Below are 16,064 nucleotides of genomic sequence, written 5' to 3'. Positions count from 1 at the left end.
TCTCTTGTCTTGTGCGGTCAGCGCAAGCCGTCCCACTTGCTGATGTCCTTGGCGAGCAGGCCGCCGACGCGCGCATGCACGCGGTAGCCGGTGCTCATCGCGAGGATGAAGACGATCTCGTCGGCCATCGGCGCGCCGGGCACGCGCACCTCGATGGCGTCGAACTGGCCGCGCACGTAGCTGGCGTTGATGTTGGTGAGCGGCACGTCGAGCGCGGCGCCGGGCGGGCCGACCTTCTTGGTCGAGGGCACGATCGACAGCGCGTTGCCGGGCTGGCCGGTTTTCTCTTCGGCCTTGCCTGCGGTGTAGGCGGCGCGGCTGCCCTTCCAGCCGAGCAGCTCGCGCATCGCGTAGCCGCCGGGCACGTGCCACAGCGCGCCGTGCTCCAGCTCGCCGCCGGCGCCGACGATGGCGCCCTTGCCGTAGGTGGCGATCTGCTCGAGCGGCACTTCCATGGCGGCGTGCAGCTGGTGCGCCATGTCGACGCCCACGGGGTCGAGCAGCGCCATCATCGGCAGGATGTCGGGCTCGTAGCGGCCCGCGAAAGGATTGGTCAGCACCGCGCCGATGGCACCGCGCACCAGCGGGGTTTCGGCACGCGGTCCGAACTCGTGGTGGATGTGCTCGACATGGGTGAAGACGCGACGGATTTCGATCATGAAAAAGAACCTTGCTTTTCGTTAAGCAAATACTGAACCAACTGCTTCGGGCAGCGCAATGTCCAGCGACTTCGAGCATAAGGGTTCCACCCGCCGCCACTGCCCCTGGCAAACGAGCAGAACGGCCCACACGAGCCCCCTTTTCTGCAGCGCGCGGGCGCACGCCGCGCCCGCATCGAGTGCATGGTGCACCTGCGCGGGCGCCAGCGGCGGCACGTCGACGGTGACGAGGGTGTCGCCGAGGTCGCTGTCGTCCTTGCATTCGCTGGCGGGCAGGCGCTGGATGGCGGCGTCGGCCACGTCGACGGCATTGGCGATCACGGTGGCGGCGGCGTCGGCCTGCGCCGCGGTGGCGGCCAACACCGTCACGCTGTCGGCGATGCCCAGCGAGAAACTGCGCCCGCGCCAGCCGCTGGTGGCGACGCCGCGCACGGGCTGGTCAGCGTGCAGCTCGAACTGGCCATCGGTCGTGAGCATGCCGCTGTCGCGCCAGTCGAAGCGCGCGAGGTCGGCGAACAAGCCCACGCGCGCCGTGTGGCCGGGCGCGAGGTGCAGCGCGATGTCGCCGCCGTTGTTGATCCAGGCGCGCTCGATGCCGGGCCGGTCGTAGAAGGCGATGAGTTCCTGCGCCACGCTGCCGGCCACGGCCGCCATGGGCGTGAGGAACAGCGGCGAGAAGGCATCGCAGGCGTCCCACATGCGGCGCGCGACCACGCCACGCGGGCGTTGGCGTGCGGCCACGGGCAGGCGCAGCTGCGGCAGCTCGCGCACGAGTTCGTCGAGCACATGGCCGAAGCGCGCCCAGGCCGCATCGTGCGCGGCGGCGACGGCGTACGGGTCGCCGTGCGCTTCGGCCACGATGTCGATCGGGCCGTGGTTGAAATGCCAGCGGCCCGCGTCGAGCGCCGTGCGTTGGGCGGACATGGTTTCAGCCCAGCATGGGGGCGTGGCCGAGCGGCCACGGATTGGCATCGTCGATGACGAGCCATTGGCGCGCCAGCGGTGCGCCGTCTTCCTGCCACGCACCGCGCGCGAGCGCCTGTTCGAGCGGGAAGATGTGTTCGACGTGGCCGCCGAGCGCCTCGTAGTCGTCGCGCCGCATGCTGAACTCGATGGGCGCGACGATGGCCGGCGTGGGCACGGTGCCGAAGCTGTTGTCGGGCATGCGCATGACGTCGGCCATCACGGTGATGCCGCCGCCGGGCCACACATAGGCCGGCGCGCCGCCGCAGGTGACGTTGACCAGCGCACGCTTGATGGCCCGCGTGAGCAGCACCGGGTTCTCGGTGACGCCCGCGCGCAGGCTGCCGCCGGCGCCGCCGAGGAACAGCACGGTGCACAGCGAAGGCTCGCAGTTCTCGCCGATGCGGTCGACGATGCGGCGCACCTCGGGCGGCATGGGCTGCTCGATGGGCTTCAGCGCCTCGTCGAGCACGTACCACTGCGCGTGCTCGCCGGTGGTGGAGGTCATGAGCAGGCGCAGGCCGGGGCGGGCCACGCCCTCTTCCCAGCCTTCGATGATCGCCAGCGGGTCGGCGATGTCGGTGCCGCCCCAGCCGTTGCCGGGGTTCGCGACCTGGAAGTAGCGCCCCGGCGTCGACTTGCGCCCCAGCATCTGGATGCCCGAGGGCGTCATGTCGAGGCAGCGGCCGGCCTGGTGTTCGGTGAGCACGCCGGTGATGTGGTCGTCGACCACCACCACCTCGTCGGCCACGCCAGCGAACTGGCGCGCGAAGATGCCCACGGCGGCCGAGCCGCAGCCCACGCGCATGCGCTGTTCTTCCACCCCGTTGACGATGGGCGCCTTGCCGGCCTGGATGACGAGGCTGGCGCCGCCGTCGATGGTGCATTCGACCGCCTGCTTGTTGCCCAGCAGCTGCATGAGCTCGGCCGTCATGCGGCCTTCCTTCTTGCTGCCGCCCGTGAGGTGGTGCACGCCGCCCAGCGACAGCATCTGCGAACCGTACTCGGCCGTGGTGACATGGCCCACGACCTCGCCCTTGTAGCGCACGTTGGCCTGCTCGGCGCCCAGGAAGCGGTCGGTGTCGATCTTCACCTTGAAGCTGCAGTAGCTGAAGATGCCTTCGGTGACGACGGTGACCATGTCGACGCCCTGGGCTTTCGAAGCCACGATGAAGGGCGCAGGCTTGTAGTCGGGATACGTGGTGGACGAGCCCACGCCGGTGACGAAGACCTCGTCGGCGTGCAGCAGGTCGCCGTTCCAGTCGGGCGTGGCATCGGCCTCGGCCGCCTCGGCGCCGGGCCGGTCGAAGGGCACGAGCGCCGGCTGTTCGCTGGCGAGCGTGCGGCGCAGCAGCACCACCGGATCGACGCGCACCAGCACGCCCTGGCGGTTGGCGTAGCGGTCGCAGGCGCCGGTGCGGCCGTCGGAGATCTGGCACAGCACCGGGCAGGCGTTGCACTCGACCTTGGCGGTGCTCATCTTCTCGTTGCGCGGCGGCGCCTTGCCGAAGGCGGCGCCGCCGGCCTGCGCGACCAGGGGCATGTCGATGCCGGGCAATCCGTCTGTCTTGGTGTGTTCAGTCATCGGGGCGATCTCGTGGTGTGGTGCTGTCGGAGCGGGTCTTCAGGCCCCGGAGGTTTGCAACAAACGTGCCGTGCAGGTGCTTGTGCGGCGGCTTTCGTTTGTGTAGCATCCCCTACACTTTCATGTTGCGTTCACTACATCAAAGGTCAATGTAGCAAACAGGCCCGATGCTTGCAATGGTGTTTTCTCGCGGTGTTCATCGGGGTTTTTCCGACCAACGACAATGCAGGGTTGCTAGCCGGCCGATGGCGGACGCCCCAAAGGCGTGCATTTCGGCTCAGCCACCCTTTTCTGTCTTCAACCAACACTTGAGTTCTGTATGAGTGCATTCAGCGAAGAACGCGTCCTGAGCGTCCACCACTGGACCGACCGCCTGTTCACCTTCACCACCACGCGCGACCCGGCGCTTCGCTTCTCGAACGGTCATTTCACGATGATCGGCCTGAAGGTCAACAACAAGCCCCTGCTGCGCGCCTACAGCATCGTGAGCCCGAACTACGAGGAGCACCTGGAGTTCCTGAGCATCAAGGTGGAAGACGGCCCGCTCACCTCGAAGCTGCAGCACATCCAGGTGGGCGACACCGTGATCGTGGGCCGCAAGCCCACCGGCACGCTGCTCATCGACTACACGCTGCCGGCCAAGCGCCTGTACCTGTTCGGCACGGGCACCGGCCTGGCGCCGTTCATGAGCATCATCCGTGACCCCGACACGTACGAGAAGTTCGAGCAGGTCATCCTGGTGCACGGCGTGCGCCAGGTCGACGAGCTGGCGTACCACGACCTCGTGACCGACCACCTGCCCAAGCACGAGATCCTGGGCGAGATGATCGCCAAGCAGCTGCTGTACTACCCCACGGTCACGCGCGAGGAGTTCCGCAACCAGGGCCGCGTCACCGACCTGATCGAGAGCAACAAGCTCACCGACGACCTGGGCCTGCCCCCGCTGAACGTCGAGGAAGACCGCGTGATGCTGTGCGGCAGCCCCGGCCTGCTGGTCGACCTGAAGCACATCCTGGAAAAGCGCGGCTTCAAGGAAGGCAACACCTCGACGCCGGGCGACTTCGTGGTCGAACGCGCTTTCGCCGAGAAGTAAGCAATAGAAGAGGCGCTGCGCGCACGATGGCCGACTCCCGCTCCGTCAGCAAGCCCAAGCCCCAGCGCCGCACCGGCGTGCGCGAGGCCGCGGCCCAGGCCACGCGCGACAGCATCCTCAAGGCAGCGACCAAGGTGTTCGCCAAGTACGGCTACGACGGCGGCAGCGTGGAGAAGATCTCCAAGGCCGCCAAGTCGTACGACCGGATGATCTACTACTACTTCGGCAGCAAAGAGGGCCTGTTCATCGCGGTGCTCGAAGGCATCTACCAGCGCATGGACGACGCCGAGGCCGCCATTGCGCTCGACGCCTCGCGGCCCGTGGAAGCGCTCACCGAAGTCATCCGCTTCGTGCTCGGCTACTACCGCAAGAACCCCGAGTTCGTCACCCTGCTGAACACCGAGAACCTGCACAAGGGCCGGCACATCTCGAAGTCGCTGCGGGCGCGCGAGTACTCGTCGCGGGCGGTGGCCATCATTTCGGAAATCCTTGCCAGCGGCGCGGCCCAGGGCCTCTTCCGCACCGACCTCGTGGCGCGCGACATCTACCTGCTGATCGCGTCCACCGGCTATTTCTACACCTCGAACCGGCACACGCTCACGGCCTTCCTCGGCGAGCCGCTGGAGTCGCCGGAAGCCGTCGCGCACTGGGAAGATTTCGTCATCGAGACCCTGCTGCGCACCGTGCGCGCGGACGACATCCAGGAACAAGACAACCACTCCCCACCCCACGACGAGGACACCACGAAATGGCAGAAATCGCAGCCGGCGCAAAGTCGGGCAAGGTCGTCATAAAGAACATCGGGCTGCTGCTCTCGGGCGACATCGACAAGCCCATCCTCGACGCCGACACCCTGGTGGTGAACGACGGCCTGATCGTGGCGGTCGGCAAGGAGAAAGACTGCGACCTCGAAGGCGCCGTCACCGTCATCGACGCGAAGAAGACCTGCGTCGCACCCGGCCTCATCGACAGCCACGTGCACCCGGTGTTCGGCGACTGGACGCCGCGCCAGGGCCAGATCGGCTGGATCGACTCCACGATGCACGGCGGCGTGACCACCATGATCTCGGCCGGCGAGGTGCACCTGCCCGGCCGCCCGAAAGACATCGTCGGCCTGAAGGCGCTGGCCATCACCGCGCAGCGCGCCTTCGACAACTTCCGCCCCGGCGGCGTGAAGGTGCTGGCCGGCGCGCCGGTCATCGAAAAGGGCATGGTCGAGAGCGACTTCAAGGAACTCGCCGAAGCCGGCGTGGGCCTGCTGGGCGAAGTGGGCCTGGGCTCGGTGAAGGCCGGCTACGAGGCCAAGGAGATGGTGGCCTGGGCGCGCAAGTACGGCATCCAGAGCACGATCCACACGGGCGGCCCGTCGATCCCCGGCTCGGGCCTGATCGACAAGGACGTGGTGCTCGAGGCCGACGCCGACATCATCGGCCACATCAACGGCGGCCACACCTCGCTGCCTGAGGCGCACGTGTGCGAGCTGTGCGAGAAGAGCACGCGCGCCATCGAGATCGTGCACAACGGCAACGAGAAGGTCGCCATCGCGGCGGCCAAGGCCGCGCTCGAACTGAAGTGCCCGCACCGCGTGATCCTGGGCACCGACGGGCCCGCGGGCTCGGGCGTGCAGCCGCTGGGCATCCTGCGCATGGTGGCGATGCTGTCGTCGATCGCGAACATCCCGGCCGAGCTGGTGTTCTGCTTCGCGACCGGCAACACGGCGAAGATCCGCAAGCTCAACTGCGGCCTGATCGAGGTGGGCCGCGCGGCCGACTTCGTGTTCATGGACCGCGCCCAGCATTCGCCCGCGCCGGGCCTGCTCGAAAGCGTGCAGCTGGGCGACATCCCGGGCGTGGGCATGGTGATGATCGACGGCCTCGTGCGCTGTGGCCGCAGCCGCAACACGCCGCCGGCCACCGAGATCCCGGTGGTGGTGTCGGGCGGGCACTGAGCGCGCTTGAACGCGCCCGGCGGCGGCCTCAGCCGCCGCTGCGGTGCGAGCGGAAGACCAGGTAGCGCGCCGACAGAAAGTTCGCGCCCATGCCCGCGATGCTGCCCAGCGCCACGCCGAGCGCGGCGGCCCAGCGGCCTTCCACCCAGTGCAGCGTGAGCACGTAGGTGCCGTAGTTCAGCACGGCGCCCGCCAGCATGGTCGTGAGGTAGCCCAGGTATTCGCGCCAGACCGAACGCCCCGTGGCGGCGCCGGCCGCGCTTGCCGCGAAGGTGTAGCGGCGGTTGTAGAGCCAGGTGGTGGTGGCGGCGGCCAGGAACGACACGACGCGCGCGCCGTACCACCCCAAGAGCGGCGCCAGCAGGTAGAGCACCGTCACGTCCACCACGAAGCCGATCACGCCGGCCACGGCGAACGAGAGGAACTCGCGCCCGATCTTCATCGCGCCGCCGTCAGTGCGCGCGCAGGCTCTTGCGCAAGCTCTCGCGCACGCAGGGCTGCGCCAGGTAGCGCAGCCGCTTGGCCTCCTGCCGGCCGAGCGTGACGGTGTGCATCACCACGCCGCAGACGAAGGACAGCAGCGCCGCCAGCATCGCGCCAGTGGCGAGCACCGCCGTGGGCAGCCGCGGCACCAGGCCGGTGTGGGCGTAGGTCATGAACAGCGGCAGGGCCAGCGCAAGCGCAGCGATCGCGAGCACGGCCGCGACGATCGAGAAGAACTGCAGCGGCCGCTCGCTCACGAACAGCTTGCCGATGGTCTTCAGGATGCGCCAGCCGTCGCGGTAGGTCGAGAGCTTGCTGTGCGAGCCTTCGGGGCGCGTGCTGTAGGCGGTGGCTTCCTCGGCGTAGGGCATGCGCAGCTCGAGCGCGTGCACGGTCAGCTCGGTCTCGATCTCGAAGCCCTGCGACAGGGCCGGGAACGACTTGGCGTAGCGGCGCGAGAACACGCGGTAGCCCGAGAGCATGTCGGTGAGGCCGCCGCCGAAGAGCTGCGCCACGGTGCCCGTGAGCAGCCAGTTGCCGAAGCGGTGGCCGGCGCGGTAGGTGAGCGCGTCCTGGCCGTCGTCCACGCGGCTGCCGACCACCATGTCGAGATTGCCCTCGACCAGCCGCGCGATGAGGCGCGGCGCGGCGGTGGTGTCGTAGGTGGCGTCGCCGTCGACCATCACGTAGATGTCGGCCTCGACGTCGGCGAACATGCGCCGCACCACGTTACCCTTGCCGCGCGCGGCCACGTGCGTGACGATCGCGCCGGCCGCGCGGGCCACGGCGGCCGTGTCGTCGGTGGAGTTGTTGTCGAAGACGTGGATCTCGGCGCCCGGCAGGGCCGCGCGGAAGCCCTCGATCACCTGGGTGATGGCCAGGGCCTCGTTGAAGCAGGGAATGACGGCGGCAATGCGCGGCATGGCGGACACGGGGGCGGGTCGGTGGTCGGTCGTCATGGAGCGGTCGTCGGAAGGAGTCGGTAGGCGCGGCTGCCGTCTTGGTCGTGCAGCAGGCCATAGTACTGGTCGAAGCCGGGCCGCACGCTGAGCACTTTCACCATCTCGGGCGACATGACGACGGTGGTGAAGCCCTCGGCCGCCAGCTTGCGCGCCGTGTCGCCGGGCGACATCAGCAGGTAGTCGCGGTAGCGCCAGCGCCCCAGCGTGTCGCCCCAGATCGGGTTGGGGCCGTAGTAGATCGCCTCGTTCAGCGCGATCTGGTAGACGCGGCCGGTCACGTTGCGGCGCACATAGTCCATCACGCCGTAGCCCGGCACGTGCTTGCGCAGGAAGGCCTCGCGCGCCTCGGGCGTGAGCGAGATCATCGACACCTTGGTGGCCGTCTGGCCCACCGACACGGCGGCCAGCACGGCCAGCAGCAGCACCACGACCCAGTCGCCGACGCCGGCGCCGCTCCGCGGGCCGTCGGGAGCGACCGCAGCGGGCGCTGCGCGCAGGCGGCGCACGCCCGCCGCGATCCAGCCGAACAGCACCTGCCAGCCCACGGCCGCCGTCATCGCGAGCAGCGGGAACGAGGCCATGAGGTAGCGCGGGTAGCGCGAGGTCACGACCCACACGGCCACCGAGTACAGGCAGAACCAGCCCGCCGCGCGCACGGCGGCGGAGCGCTTCCACCACACGCTGAAGGGCGCGAGGAACACCGACCAGATCAGCGCGTTGGGCATCTCGGCGTGGTCGCGCACGTCGGCCACCTGCTGCACGTAGTCGGCCGGCACCCATTCGGTGAAGCCGAACACGCGCGCGCCGATCGGGTTGAAGGGGTCGCCCGTCATGATCGCGTTGCGCGCGTACCAGTAGATGCACGGGATCAGGAAGCACAGCAGCGCCGGCGCCCAGGCCCGCCACACGCGGCGCTCGTGGCGCACCACGAACAGCGCCACCAGCGGCAGGAAGATCAGCGCCTGGTACTTGGAGCCCGCCGCCACGCCGAGGCAGAACGCCGCCAGGCAGAGCCAGCGCGTGCCGTCGCGCAGCGGTTCGGATTCGCGCCACCACCACAGCGCCACGAAGGCCGACAGCACGAACAGCGCCACGCCCATGTCGATCAGCGCGTTGGCGTAGTCGCCCATGCCCAGCCAGATGGCCGCGCCGATGCAGGCGGTGAGCCGGTTGGCGTGCAGGATGCCCAGGCGGAAGATCATCAGCACCGACAGCGCGCCCGCCAGGGCGTTGAGGAAGTGCGGCAGCACGTCGTCGCCCACCTGCAGCGCGGCGGCGTACAGCAGGTTGTAGTTGTACGGGAACCAGGGGTAGCGCAGCCAGTCGTGGATGCCCAGCGTGCCCTGCTGCGCCACGAGGCGCGCATACGGCAGGTGGTACATCAGCTCGTCGAAGGCGGCCGGCGGCGCGAGCGGCGCCACCAGCGCGGGCAGCGCGACCAGCGCCAGTGCGATGGCGGCGATGCGTTCGAAGCGGGTCCACGGCGGCGTGGCGGGTGCGGCCGCACGCAACGCGCGCACCTCGGCGCGCCAGCCGCGCCACTGCCACGCGGCGGCCACGACGCCCGCGCCGATCAACCCCAGCGTGGCCTCGCGGCGGAAGAGCCCGAAGATGGCCAGCGCCTGGAAGGCACAGATGTAAAGGCCGACACCGAGTGCTGCCGACATGGCCGCCTCGAGCCAGGCGTCGCGGCGCGACGGTGGGCGCAGGCGCGCGAGCACCGCGCGGCCGGCACCCCAGCAGGCAATCACGAAGATCGCGAACTGGGCGTAGTGCGCGGCGGCAAAGATCAGCTTCTGAATATCAACTCCCGTGGCCGGTCACTCCGGTCGCGCCGACCGGCCGGCAGGTTCAAAGGTTCGGCGCCAGCAGGCGCTCGAGCTCCGCTTCGCTCGTGTGGCGCCGCGCGGCCTGGTCCTGCAACTGGTCGTGCCCGATCTTGCCGACGTTGAAGTACGTCGCATCGGGGTGCCCGAGGTAGAAGCCGCTCACGCTGGCGGCGGGCATCATAGCGAGGCTCTCCGTCAGGGTCATGCCAATGTCCGCGCAGTTCAGAAGGTCGAACATCGGGCCCTTCACGCTGTGGTCGGGGCAGGCCGGGTAGCCGGGCGCGGGGCGGATGCCGCGGTACTTCTCGGCAATCATGTCGTCGTTGCTCAGGCCCTCGTGGGGCGCGTAGCCCCACAGGTCGGTGCGCACGCGGTGGTGCATCGCCTCGGCAAAGGCCTCGGCCAGCCGGTCGGCCAGGGCCTTGAGCATGATGGCCGAGTAGTCGTCGAGGTCGTCGATGAAGAACTTCTCTTTCTTCTCGACGCCCAGGCCGGCCGTGACGGCGAACACGCCGACGTAGTCCTTCACGCCGCTGTCCTTGGGGGCGACGAAGTCGGCCAGGCAGCGGCTGGGGCGCATCACGCCGTCGATCATCTGCTTCTCGGTCTGCTGGCGCATGCCGTACCAGGTGAGCGCGACTTCGCTGCGCGTCTCGTCGGTATAGAGCTCGATGTCGTCGTCGTTCACGGTGTTGGCGGGCCAGAAGCCGACCACGCCGCTGGCGCTGAGCCAGCGCCCTTCGATGAGGCGCTTGAGCATGCGCTGGCCGTCGGCGTACACGCGCACGGCCTCGGTGCCGACGATCTCGTCCTTCAGGATGGCGGGGAACGGGCCGGCCAGGTCCCAGGTCTGGAAGAACGGGCCCCAGTCGATGTACTTGGCCAGCTCGGTGAGGTCGAAGTTCTTGAACACACGACGACCGATGAACTTGGGCACGGTGGGCACGAAGTTGGCGAAATCGACCGGCGTCTTGTTGGCGCGCGCCTTGGCCAGGGGCCACATCGGCACCTGCTTCTTGTTGGCGTGCTGCGTGCGCACCTTCTCGTAGTCGGCGTTGATCTCGTCGATGTACGCGGTGGCCTGGTCCGAGAGCAGCGACTGCGCCACGCTCACGCTGCGCGAGGCGTCGGGTACGTAGACCACGGGGCCTTCGTAGTGCGGCGCGATCTTCACGGCCGTGTGCACGCGGCTGGTGGTGGCGCCGCCGATGAGCAGCGGGATCTTCTTGATGCGGAAGTGGTCGTCGCGCTGCATCTCGCCGGCCACGTACTGCATTTCTTCGAGGCTGGGCGTGATGAGGCCCGACAGGCCCACGATGTCCGCGCCCTCGACCTTGGCCTTGGCCAGGATTTCGTGGCACGGGACCATCACGCCCATGTTCACCACTTCGAAGTTGTTGCACTGGAGCACGACGGTGACGATGTTCTTGCCGATGTCGTGCACGTCGCCCTTCACCGTGGCGATGATGATCTTGCCCTTGGTGCGCACGTCGCGGCCGGCGGCCTCGTCGCGCAGCTTTTCGGCTTCGATGTAGGGCAGCAGGTGGGCCACGGCCGACTTCATGACGCGTGCCGACTTGACCACCTGCGGCAGGAACATCTTGCCGGCGCCGAACAGGTCGCCCACGATGTTCATGCCGTCCATGAGCGGGCCTTCGATCACGTGCAGCGGGCGGCCGCCCTTGGCCAGGATTTGCTGGTAGGCCTCTTCGGTGTCTTCGACGATGAAGTCGGTGATGCCGTGCACCATGGCGTGCGACAGGCGCTGGTTGACGTGCACCGGGTGCTCCGGCGTGCCGCGCCATTCGAGGCGCTTGCTTTCGTCCTTGGCACCGCTCTTGGCGGTTTCGGCGACTTCGACCAGGCGCTCGCCGGCGTCGGGGCGGCGGTTGAGCACCACGTCTTCCACGCGCTCGCGCAGCGTGGGCTCCAGGTCGTCGTACACGCCGACCATGCCGGCATTGACGATGCCCATGTCCATGCCCGCCTGGATCGCGTGGTACAGGAACACGGTGTGGATGGCCTCGCGCATCGGGTCGTTGCCGCGGAAGCTGAAGCTCACGTTGCTCACGCCGCCCGACACCTTGGCGCCCGGCAGGTTCTGCTTGATCCAGCGCACGGCATTGATGAAGTCGACCGCGTAGTTGTCGTGCTCCTCGATGCCGGTGGCGATGGCGAAGATGTTCGGGTCGAAGATGATGTCTTCGGGCGGAAAGCCCACCTCGTCGACCAGCACACGGTAGGCGCGCTCGCAGATCTCGATCTTGCGTGCGTAGGTGTCGGCCTGGCCTTTTTCATCGAAGGCCATGACCACGGCGGCGGCGCCGTAGCGCTTGACCAGCTTGGCCTCGTGCTTGAACTTGTCCACGCCCTCCTTCATGGAGATCGAGTTGACGATGCCCTTGCCCTGGATGCAGCGCAGGCCGGCCTCGATGACCTCCCACTTGGAGCTGTCGACCATCACCGGCACGCGCGCGATGTCGGGCTCGCTGGCAATGAGGTTCAGGAAACGCACCATGGCGGCCTTGCTGTCGAGCATGGCCTCGTCCATGTTGATGTCGATCACCTGCGCGCCGTTCTCCACCTGCTGGCGCGCGACGGCCAGGGCGTCCTCGAACTGGCCGTTGAGGATCATGCGCGCGAAGGCCTTGGAGCCGGTGACGTTGGTGCGCTCGCCGATGTTGACGAACAGCGAGCCTTCGCCGATGGCGACCGGCTCGAGGCCGGACAGCTTCATGGGAGGGGGAGCGACGGGAGCGGAAACGGATGCGGGAATCTGGGACATGGCCTCACCTGCGGAAGAGTCGGACAGGCGAGCGTCGTTGTCGCCCCAAGCCTGACGATTCGCCTCTGTGGCGAACCGCTGCAACGCTCCTTGGGAAGTCGCGCATTTTAGGTCGATTCGATTGCGCCCTGGGAAAACCCCAGTTTTCATTCCTGCACGTGTCAACAGAATGCGCCCACCGTTTCTGAACGAACGTTCGTGTTTTTAACCAAACGTAAGGGAGTTCGCCGATGGCCAGGAAGTGGAATGTCCGGTTGCAGCATGCAGCCACCCCGATGCGCGCCGTGGCCTTGAGCTGCGGCCTCCTGGCCGCCGCGGCCCTCGCGGTTCATGCGCCGCCGGCGCGTGCCACCGCCGGCGACAGTGCCACCCGCGTCGAGGCCCGCGTCACCTCCGACACAGCGAAGACGAAGTACCCGATCGTGCTGGTCCACGGCCTGCTGGGCTTCGACAACCTGCTGGGCGTCGACTACTTCTACGACATCCCCGGCAGGCTGGCCGCGGCGGGCGCCAAGGTGTACGTGGCGCAGGTGTCGGGCACCAACACCTCCGAGATCCGCGGCGAGCAGCTGCTGCAGGAGCTCAAGACCATCCGCGCGCTGGAGCAGAACCCCACGCTCAAGTTCAACCTCATCGGCCATTCGCAGGGCTCGCCCACGGTGCGCTACGTGGCGGCGGTGGCGCCCGACATGGTGGCCTCGGTCACCTCGGTGGGCGGCGCCAACGGCGGCTCGAAGGTGGCCGACCTGCTGGCCAAGCTGCCCGAAGGCGGCATCGGCCAGACCCTGGTGGTGAAGGCCGTCGGCCTGCTGACGGGGCTGATCGGCTTTCTCTCGGGCAAGGACCCGAGCCAGCTGCCCGAGGTGCCGCTGAACGCGCTGGCCTCGCTGACCACGGCGGGCGGCGCGGCCTTCGACGCCAAGTTCCCGCAGGGGCGCCCCGCGCCGGGCTCGTCGTGCGACGTGAAGAGCGGTGCGGCCGTGGCCAACGGCGTGCGCTACTACTCGTGGTCGGGCGTGTCGACCAGCTTCAACCTGTTCGACCCGAGCGACACGGCGCTGTCGACGCTGGGCAGCCTGTTCTTCTTCGGCGAGGCCAACGACGGCCTGCTCGCGGTCTGCACCACGCGCCTGGGCACCCACCTGGGCGACTACCGCCAGAACCACCTGGACGAGGTGAACCAGGCCTTCGGCAACACCTACGGCAGCCAGTTCCCGTACTACGAGAAGAAGCCGCCGGAGCTGTTCAGGGAACAGGCCGCGCGACTCAAGAGCGCGGGGCTCTGAGGACGCTGCGCATGCGCGGTGTGGCCTTGACCATCGGCGCCGTCGCGCTGGTGGCCGCGGGGACCGGCTGGCTGGCGCTCGGCCCCGGGGCGGTCGATGCGCCGCAGGCCGCCGCGCCCCGTGCCACGGCGGCGGTCGCGGTGCCCGGCGTGCCCCCGCCGGTGCCGCAAGCTGCCGCGGCCCCCGACGCCCTGCTCACCAGCGACCTCATCACCCTCTTCGACCAGGTGCTCGCCGAAGCGCAGGCCGACAGCAAGGCCACGCTGATGGCCCGCGCGCCCGCCCTGCTCGCCCAGCGCCTGCGCGAGGACTGGCGCGTGCGCGCGCTGGGCCTGCTCGAGCGCTACGTCGACATGCAGGAAGCCCTGCGCACCTTGCAGCCGCCCGCGCCCGGCGACCCGGCCTTTTTGCGGCGCAGCCTGGAGGCACGCGAAGCGGTGCGCCGTCAGTTCTTCGCGCCCGAGGAAATCGAAGGCCTGTTCGGCGACCAGATCCGGCAGGACCGGTTCATGGCCGAGAAGATGGAGTTGCTGTCCAACCCCGACCTCACGCCCGAGCAACGGGCCGCGGCGCTGGCGCAAAGCGAGCAGGCCTGGCTGTCGCCGGCGCAGCGCGAGGTGCGCAAGGAGGCGGTGGCCCATCTGGACGTGATGCGCCAGACCGAGGCGCTGCAGGCGCGCGGCGCCAGCCCCCAGGAGCGCTTTGCCGCGCGCAGCGAGGCCTACGGCTACGAGGTGGCGCGCGGCCTGGCCACGCTCGACCAGGAAACCCAGGAATGGAACGCCCGGCTCGACCGCTACGCCAGCGCGCCCGAGGCCGAGCGGACCCAGCTGCGCGAGACGCTCTTCACCGAGAACGAGCGCCTGCGCCTGAGCGGTGCCCTGGCGATGCGCTCGGCCGCCGCGTCCAAGCCGGCGAAGTGAATCGGCCAAGTAAGCGCAGGCTTACGCGGGCTGCGCTTCGCCCATGGCCGAGGCCGGCAGGCCGAACACGCGGTCGAAGGCCCAGTTGAAAACGAAGGTGTAGACCAGGAAGAACACCACCAGGCCCAGGTCCATCACCAGCGCCTGCCAGAGCGACACGCCCAGGCCCCAGGCCAGCATCGGCACCAGGAAGGCGATCAGGCCGCCCTCGAAGCCGATGGCGTGGGCGATGCGGCGCTTCAGGCTGCGCCCGCGCACCGCCTGGCGCGACTCCCAGCGCTCGAACAGGGCGTTGAAGGTCAGGTTCCAGATCACCGCGATCACCGAGGCGCCCACGGCCAGCAGGCCCGAGTGGCCGAGCCCCGCGTCCGACATCAGGGCCAGGCCGGCGCTGGCCGCCACGATGGCGATGCCCTCGTAGAGGGAGATGTAAACGATCCGACGCTGAAGGCCCTGCATGACTGTTTCTCTGTGTGTTTGACTGCGATGGAGGGACTTTATTTGCTTTTTGTTGATATAAAAAGTTAACTTATTTCAGTTTTATTGATAGATCGGGCGCCATGGCTTTCTCCAGCGACAACGTCGAGGTCTTCCTGGCCGTGATCGACCACGGCTCGTTCTCGGCCGCCGCGCGGGCGCTGCGCAAAGTGCCGTCGGCCGTCAGCATGGCCATCGCCAATCTCGAGGCCGAGCTGGCGCTGCCGCTGTTCGACCGCAGCGGCCGCGAGCCCCAGCCCACGTCCGCCGCGCGCTCGCTCGAACCGCAGGCGCGGCTGCTCGCGGCCCAGCTGCGGCAGTTGCAGGTGCAGGCGCTGGCGCTCACGCAGGGGCTGGAAGACCGGCTCACGCTGGCCATCGCGCCCGAGCTGCTGGCCGCGCCCTGGAGCGGACCGCTGGCCGCGCTGGCCGACGACTACCCGCTGCTGCAGGTCGAGGTGCTGGCCGCGCCGCAGGCCGATGCGCTGGCGCTGCTGCACAGCGGCCGGGCGCAGCTGGCGCTGGTGTTCGAGCGCCCCAGCCTCGACGGCCGCGAGGGCTTCCAGGAGGTGGGCAGCGACACCATGGTGGCCGTGATGGCGCCCGAGCACCCCGTGCTGCGCGCCGCGGCCGGCGGGCGCCTGCGCGAGGAGCACCTGACGAACACGCGCCAGATCGTGGTCGCGGGGCGCGACCTGGCCACCAGCGACCCGCGCTTCGTGTTCGCGCGGCATGTCTGGCGCACCGACAACGCGCTGGCCGCGCTGAGCCTGATCACCGCCGGGCTGGGCTGGGGCTGGCTGCCGCGCAACTTCGCGCGCCCGCACGTGGCGGCGGGCGCGCTGGTCGAGATCCCGTTCGAGAACCTCAGCAACGGGCTGGACCTGTGGGTGGACGTGGTGTGGTCGCGCGAACGGCCGCTGGGCCTGGGCGCGCAGCGCTTCGTGGCACTGATCGCGCGCGACCGGCAGGCGGCGGCCGGCATCGAAACGCCGGCCGTGTGAGCCGGGTCAATTCTTTCCGTGGCCGTGGCCGTGCCCGCCTCCACCGCCGTGCCCACCGCCCCCGCCG

The 16,064-nt window shown here is 68.9% G+C and carries 14 protein-coding genes and 1 riboswitch; of the genes, 6 read left to right on the top strand and 8 right to left on the bottom strand.

Annotated elements, in window-relative coordinates:
* Window positions 1-17 precede the first annotated feature (17 nt).
* The 3 genes from AC07Y4_RS12305 to AC07Y4_RS12295 are packed head-to-tail and all read right to left on the bottom strand — an operon-like array spanning window position 18 to window position 3,207.
* Complete coding sequence (locus tag AC07Y4_RS12305; protein WP_487848885.1) at window positions 18-659, bottom strand: amino acid synthesis family protein; 642 nt, start codon at window positions 657-659, stop codon at window positions 18-20.
* 21 nt (window positions 660-680) lie between these two features.
* Window positions 681-1,583 carry a UPF0280 family protein gene (locus tag AC07Y4_RS12300; protein WP_095743157.1) on the bottom strand — a complete coding sequence of 301 codons (903 nt, stop codon included), beginning with the start codon at window positions 1,581-1,583 and terminating at the stop codon, window positions 681-683.
* Between the two features lie 4 nt (window positions 1,584-1,587).
* Window positions 1,588-3,207: a 6-hydroxynicotinate reductase gene (locus AC07Y4_RS12295; RefSeq protein ID WP_487848886.1), complete on the bottom strand. Its 1,620-nt coding sequence runs from the start codon at window positions 3,205-3,207 to the stop codon at window positions 1,588-1,590.
* Window positions 3,208-3,526: 319 nt separating this feature from the next.
* Here AC07Y4_RS12295 and AC07Y4_RS12290 point away from each other — a divergent pair, with 319 nt between their 5' ends.
* From AC07Y4_RS12290 to AC07Y4_RS12280, 3 genes are read left to right on the top strand one after another with little or no spacing between them, the layout of a single operon-like run.
* A complete protein-coding gene (locus AC07Y4_RS12290; RefSeq protein WP_062473986.1) occupies window positions 3,527-4,300 on the top strand; it encodes a ferredoxin--NADP reductase in 774 nt (257 codons plus the stop codon).
* Window positions 4,301-4,326: 26 nt separating this feature from the next.
* Window positions 4,327-5,094 carry a TetR/AcrR family transcriptional regulator gene (locus AC07Y4_RS12285; RefSeq protein WP_487848887.1) on the top strand — a complete coding sequence of 256 codons (768 nt, stop codon included), beginning with the start codon at window positions 4,327-4,329 and terminating at the stop codon, window positions 5,092-5,094.
* A complete protein-coding gene (locus tag AC07Y4_RS12280; protein WP_487848888.1) occupies window positions 5,049-6,248 on the top strand; it encodes an amidohydrolase family protein in 1,200 nt (399 codons plus the stop codon). Before AC07Y4_RS12285 ends, AC07Y4_RS12280 begins: the two co-directional genes overlap by 46 nt.
* Before the next feature lie 28 nt (window positions 6,249-6,276).
* Here AC07Y4_RS12280 and AC07Y4_RS12275 read toward each other — a convergent pair whose 3' ends face one another.
* The 4 genes from AC07Y4_RS12275 to metH form a co-directional block, all read right to left on the bottom strand.
* Window positions 6,277-6,690 (bottom strand): GtrA family protein, encoded by a 414-nt coding sequence (locus AC07Y4_RS12275; protein WP_159273447.1) that lies wholly within the window; start codon window positions 6,688-6,690, stop codon window positions 6,277-6,279.
* A gap of 10 nt (window positions 6,691-6,700) precedes the next feature.
* Window positions 6,701-7,690: a glycosyltransferase family 2 protein gene (locus tag AC07Y4_RS12270; protein ID WP_062473993.1), complete on the bottom strand. Its 990-nt coding sequence runs from the start codon at window positions 7,688-7,690 to the stop codon at window positions 6,701-6,703.
* Complete coding sequence (locus AC07Y4_RS12265) at window positions 7,687-9,444, bottom strand: ArnT family glycosyltransferase (RefSeq protein ID WP_487848889.1); 1,758 nt, start codon at window positions 9,442-9,444, stop codon at window positions 7,687-7,689. Before AC07Y4_RS12265 ends, AC07Y4_RS12270 begins: the two co-directional genes overlap by 4 nt.
* Window positions 9,445-9,544: 100 nt before the next feature.
* Window positions 9,545-12,307 (bottom strand): methionine synthase, encoded by a 2,763-nt coding sequence (gene metH, locus AC07Y4_RS12260; RefSeq protein WP_487848890.1) that lies wholly within the window; start codon window positions 12,305-12,307, stop codon window positions 9,545-9,547.
* Window positions 12,308-12,329: 22 nt separating this feature from the next.
* Window positions 12,330-12,405: riboswitch (S-adenosyl-L-homocysteine riboswitch) on the bottom strand.
* A gap of 132 nt (window positions 12,406-12,537) precedes the next feature.
* Between metH and AC07Y4_RS12255 the strand changes: the two genes are divergently transcribed.
* Window positions 12,538-13,593 (top strand): esterase/lipase family protein, encoded by a 1,056-nt coding sequence (locus AC07Y4_RS12255; RefSeq protein WP_253252528.1) that lies wholly within the window; start codon window positions 12,538-12,540, stop codon window positions 13,591-13,593.
* A gap of 11 nt (window positions 13,594-13,604) precedes the next feature.
* On the top strand, window positions 13,605-14,516 hold the full coding sequence (locus tag AC07Y4_RS12250; protein ID WP_487848891.1) for a lipase secretion chaperone: 912 nt from the start codon (window positions 13,605-13,607) through the stop codon (window positions 14,514-14,516).
* 21 nt (window positions 14,517-14,537) lie between these two features.
* Here AC07Y4_RS12250 and AC07Y4_RS12245 read toward each other — a convergent pair whose 3' ends face one another.
* Window positions 14,538-14,975, bottom strand: a complete 438-nt coding sequence (locus tag AC07Y4_RS12245) for a PACE efflux transporter (protein WP_062473998.1) — start codon at window positions 14,973-14,975, stop codon at window positions 14,538-14,540.
* Between the two features lie 101 nt (window positions 14,976-15,076).
* Between AC07Y4_RS12245 and AC07Y4_RS12240 the strand changes: the two genes are divergently transcribed.
* Complete coding sequence (locus AC07Y4_RS12240) at window positions 15,077-15,997, top strand: LysR family transcriptional regulator (RefSeq protein ID WP_369630862.1); 921 nt, start codon at window positions 15,077-15,079, stop codon at window positions 15,995-15,997.
* Window positions 15,998-16,064 lie beyond the last annotated feature (67 nt).

The organism is Variovorax sp. GW460-12-1-14-LB1 (assembly GCF_059423605.1).
Note: the sequence above shows the minus strand (reverse complement) of the source record. Positions and strands in the feature narration are given on the sequence as shown.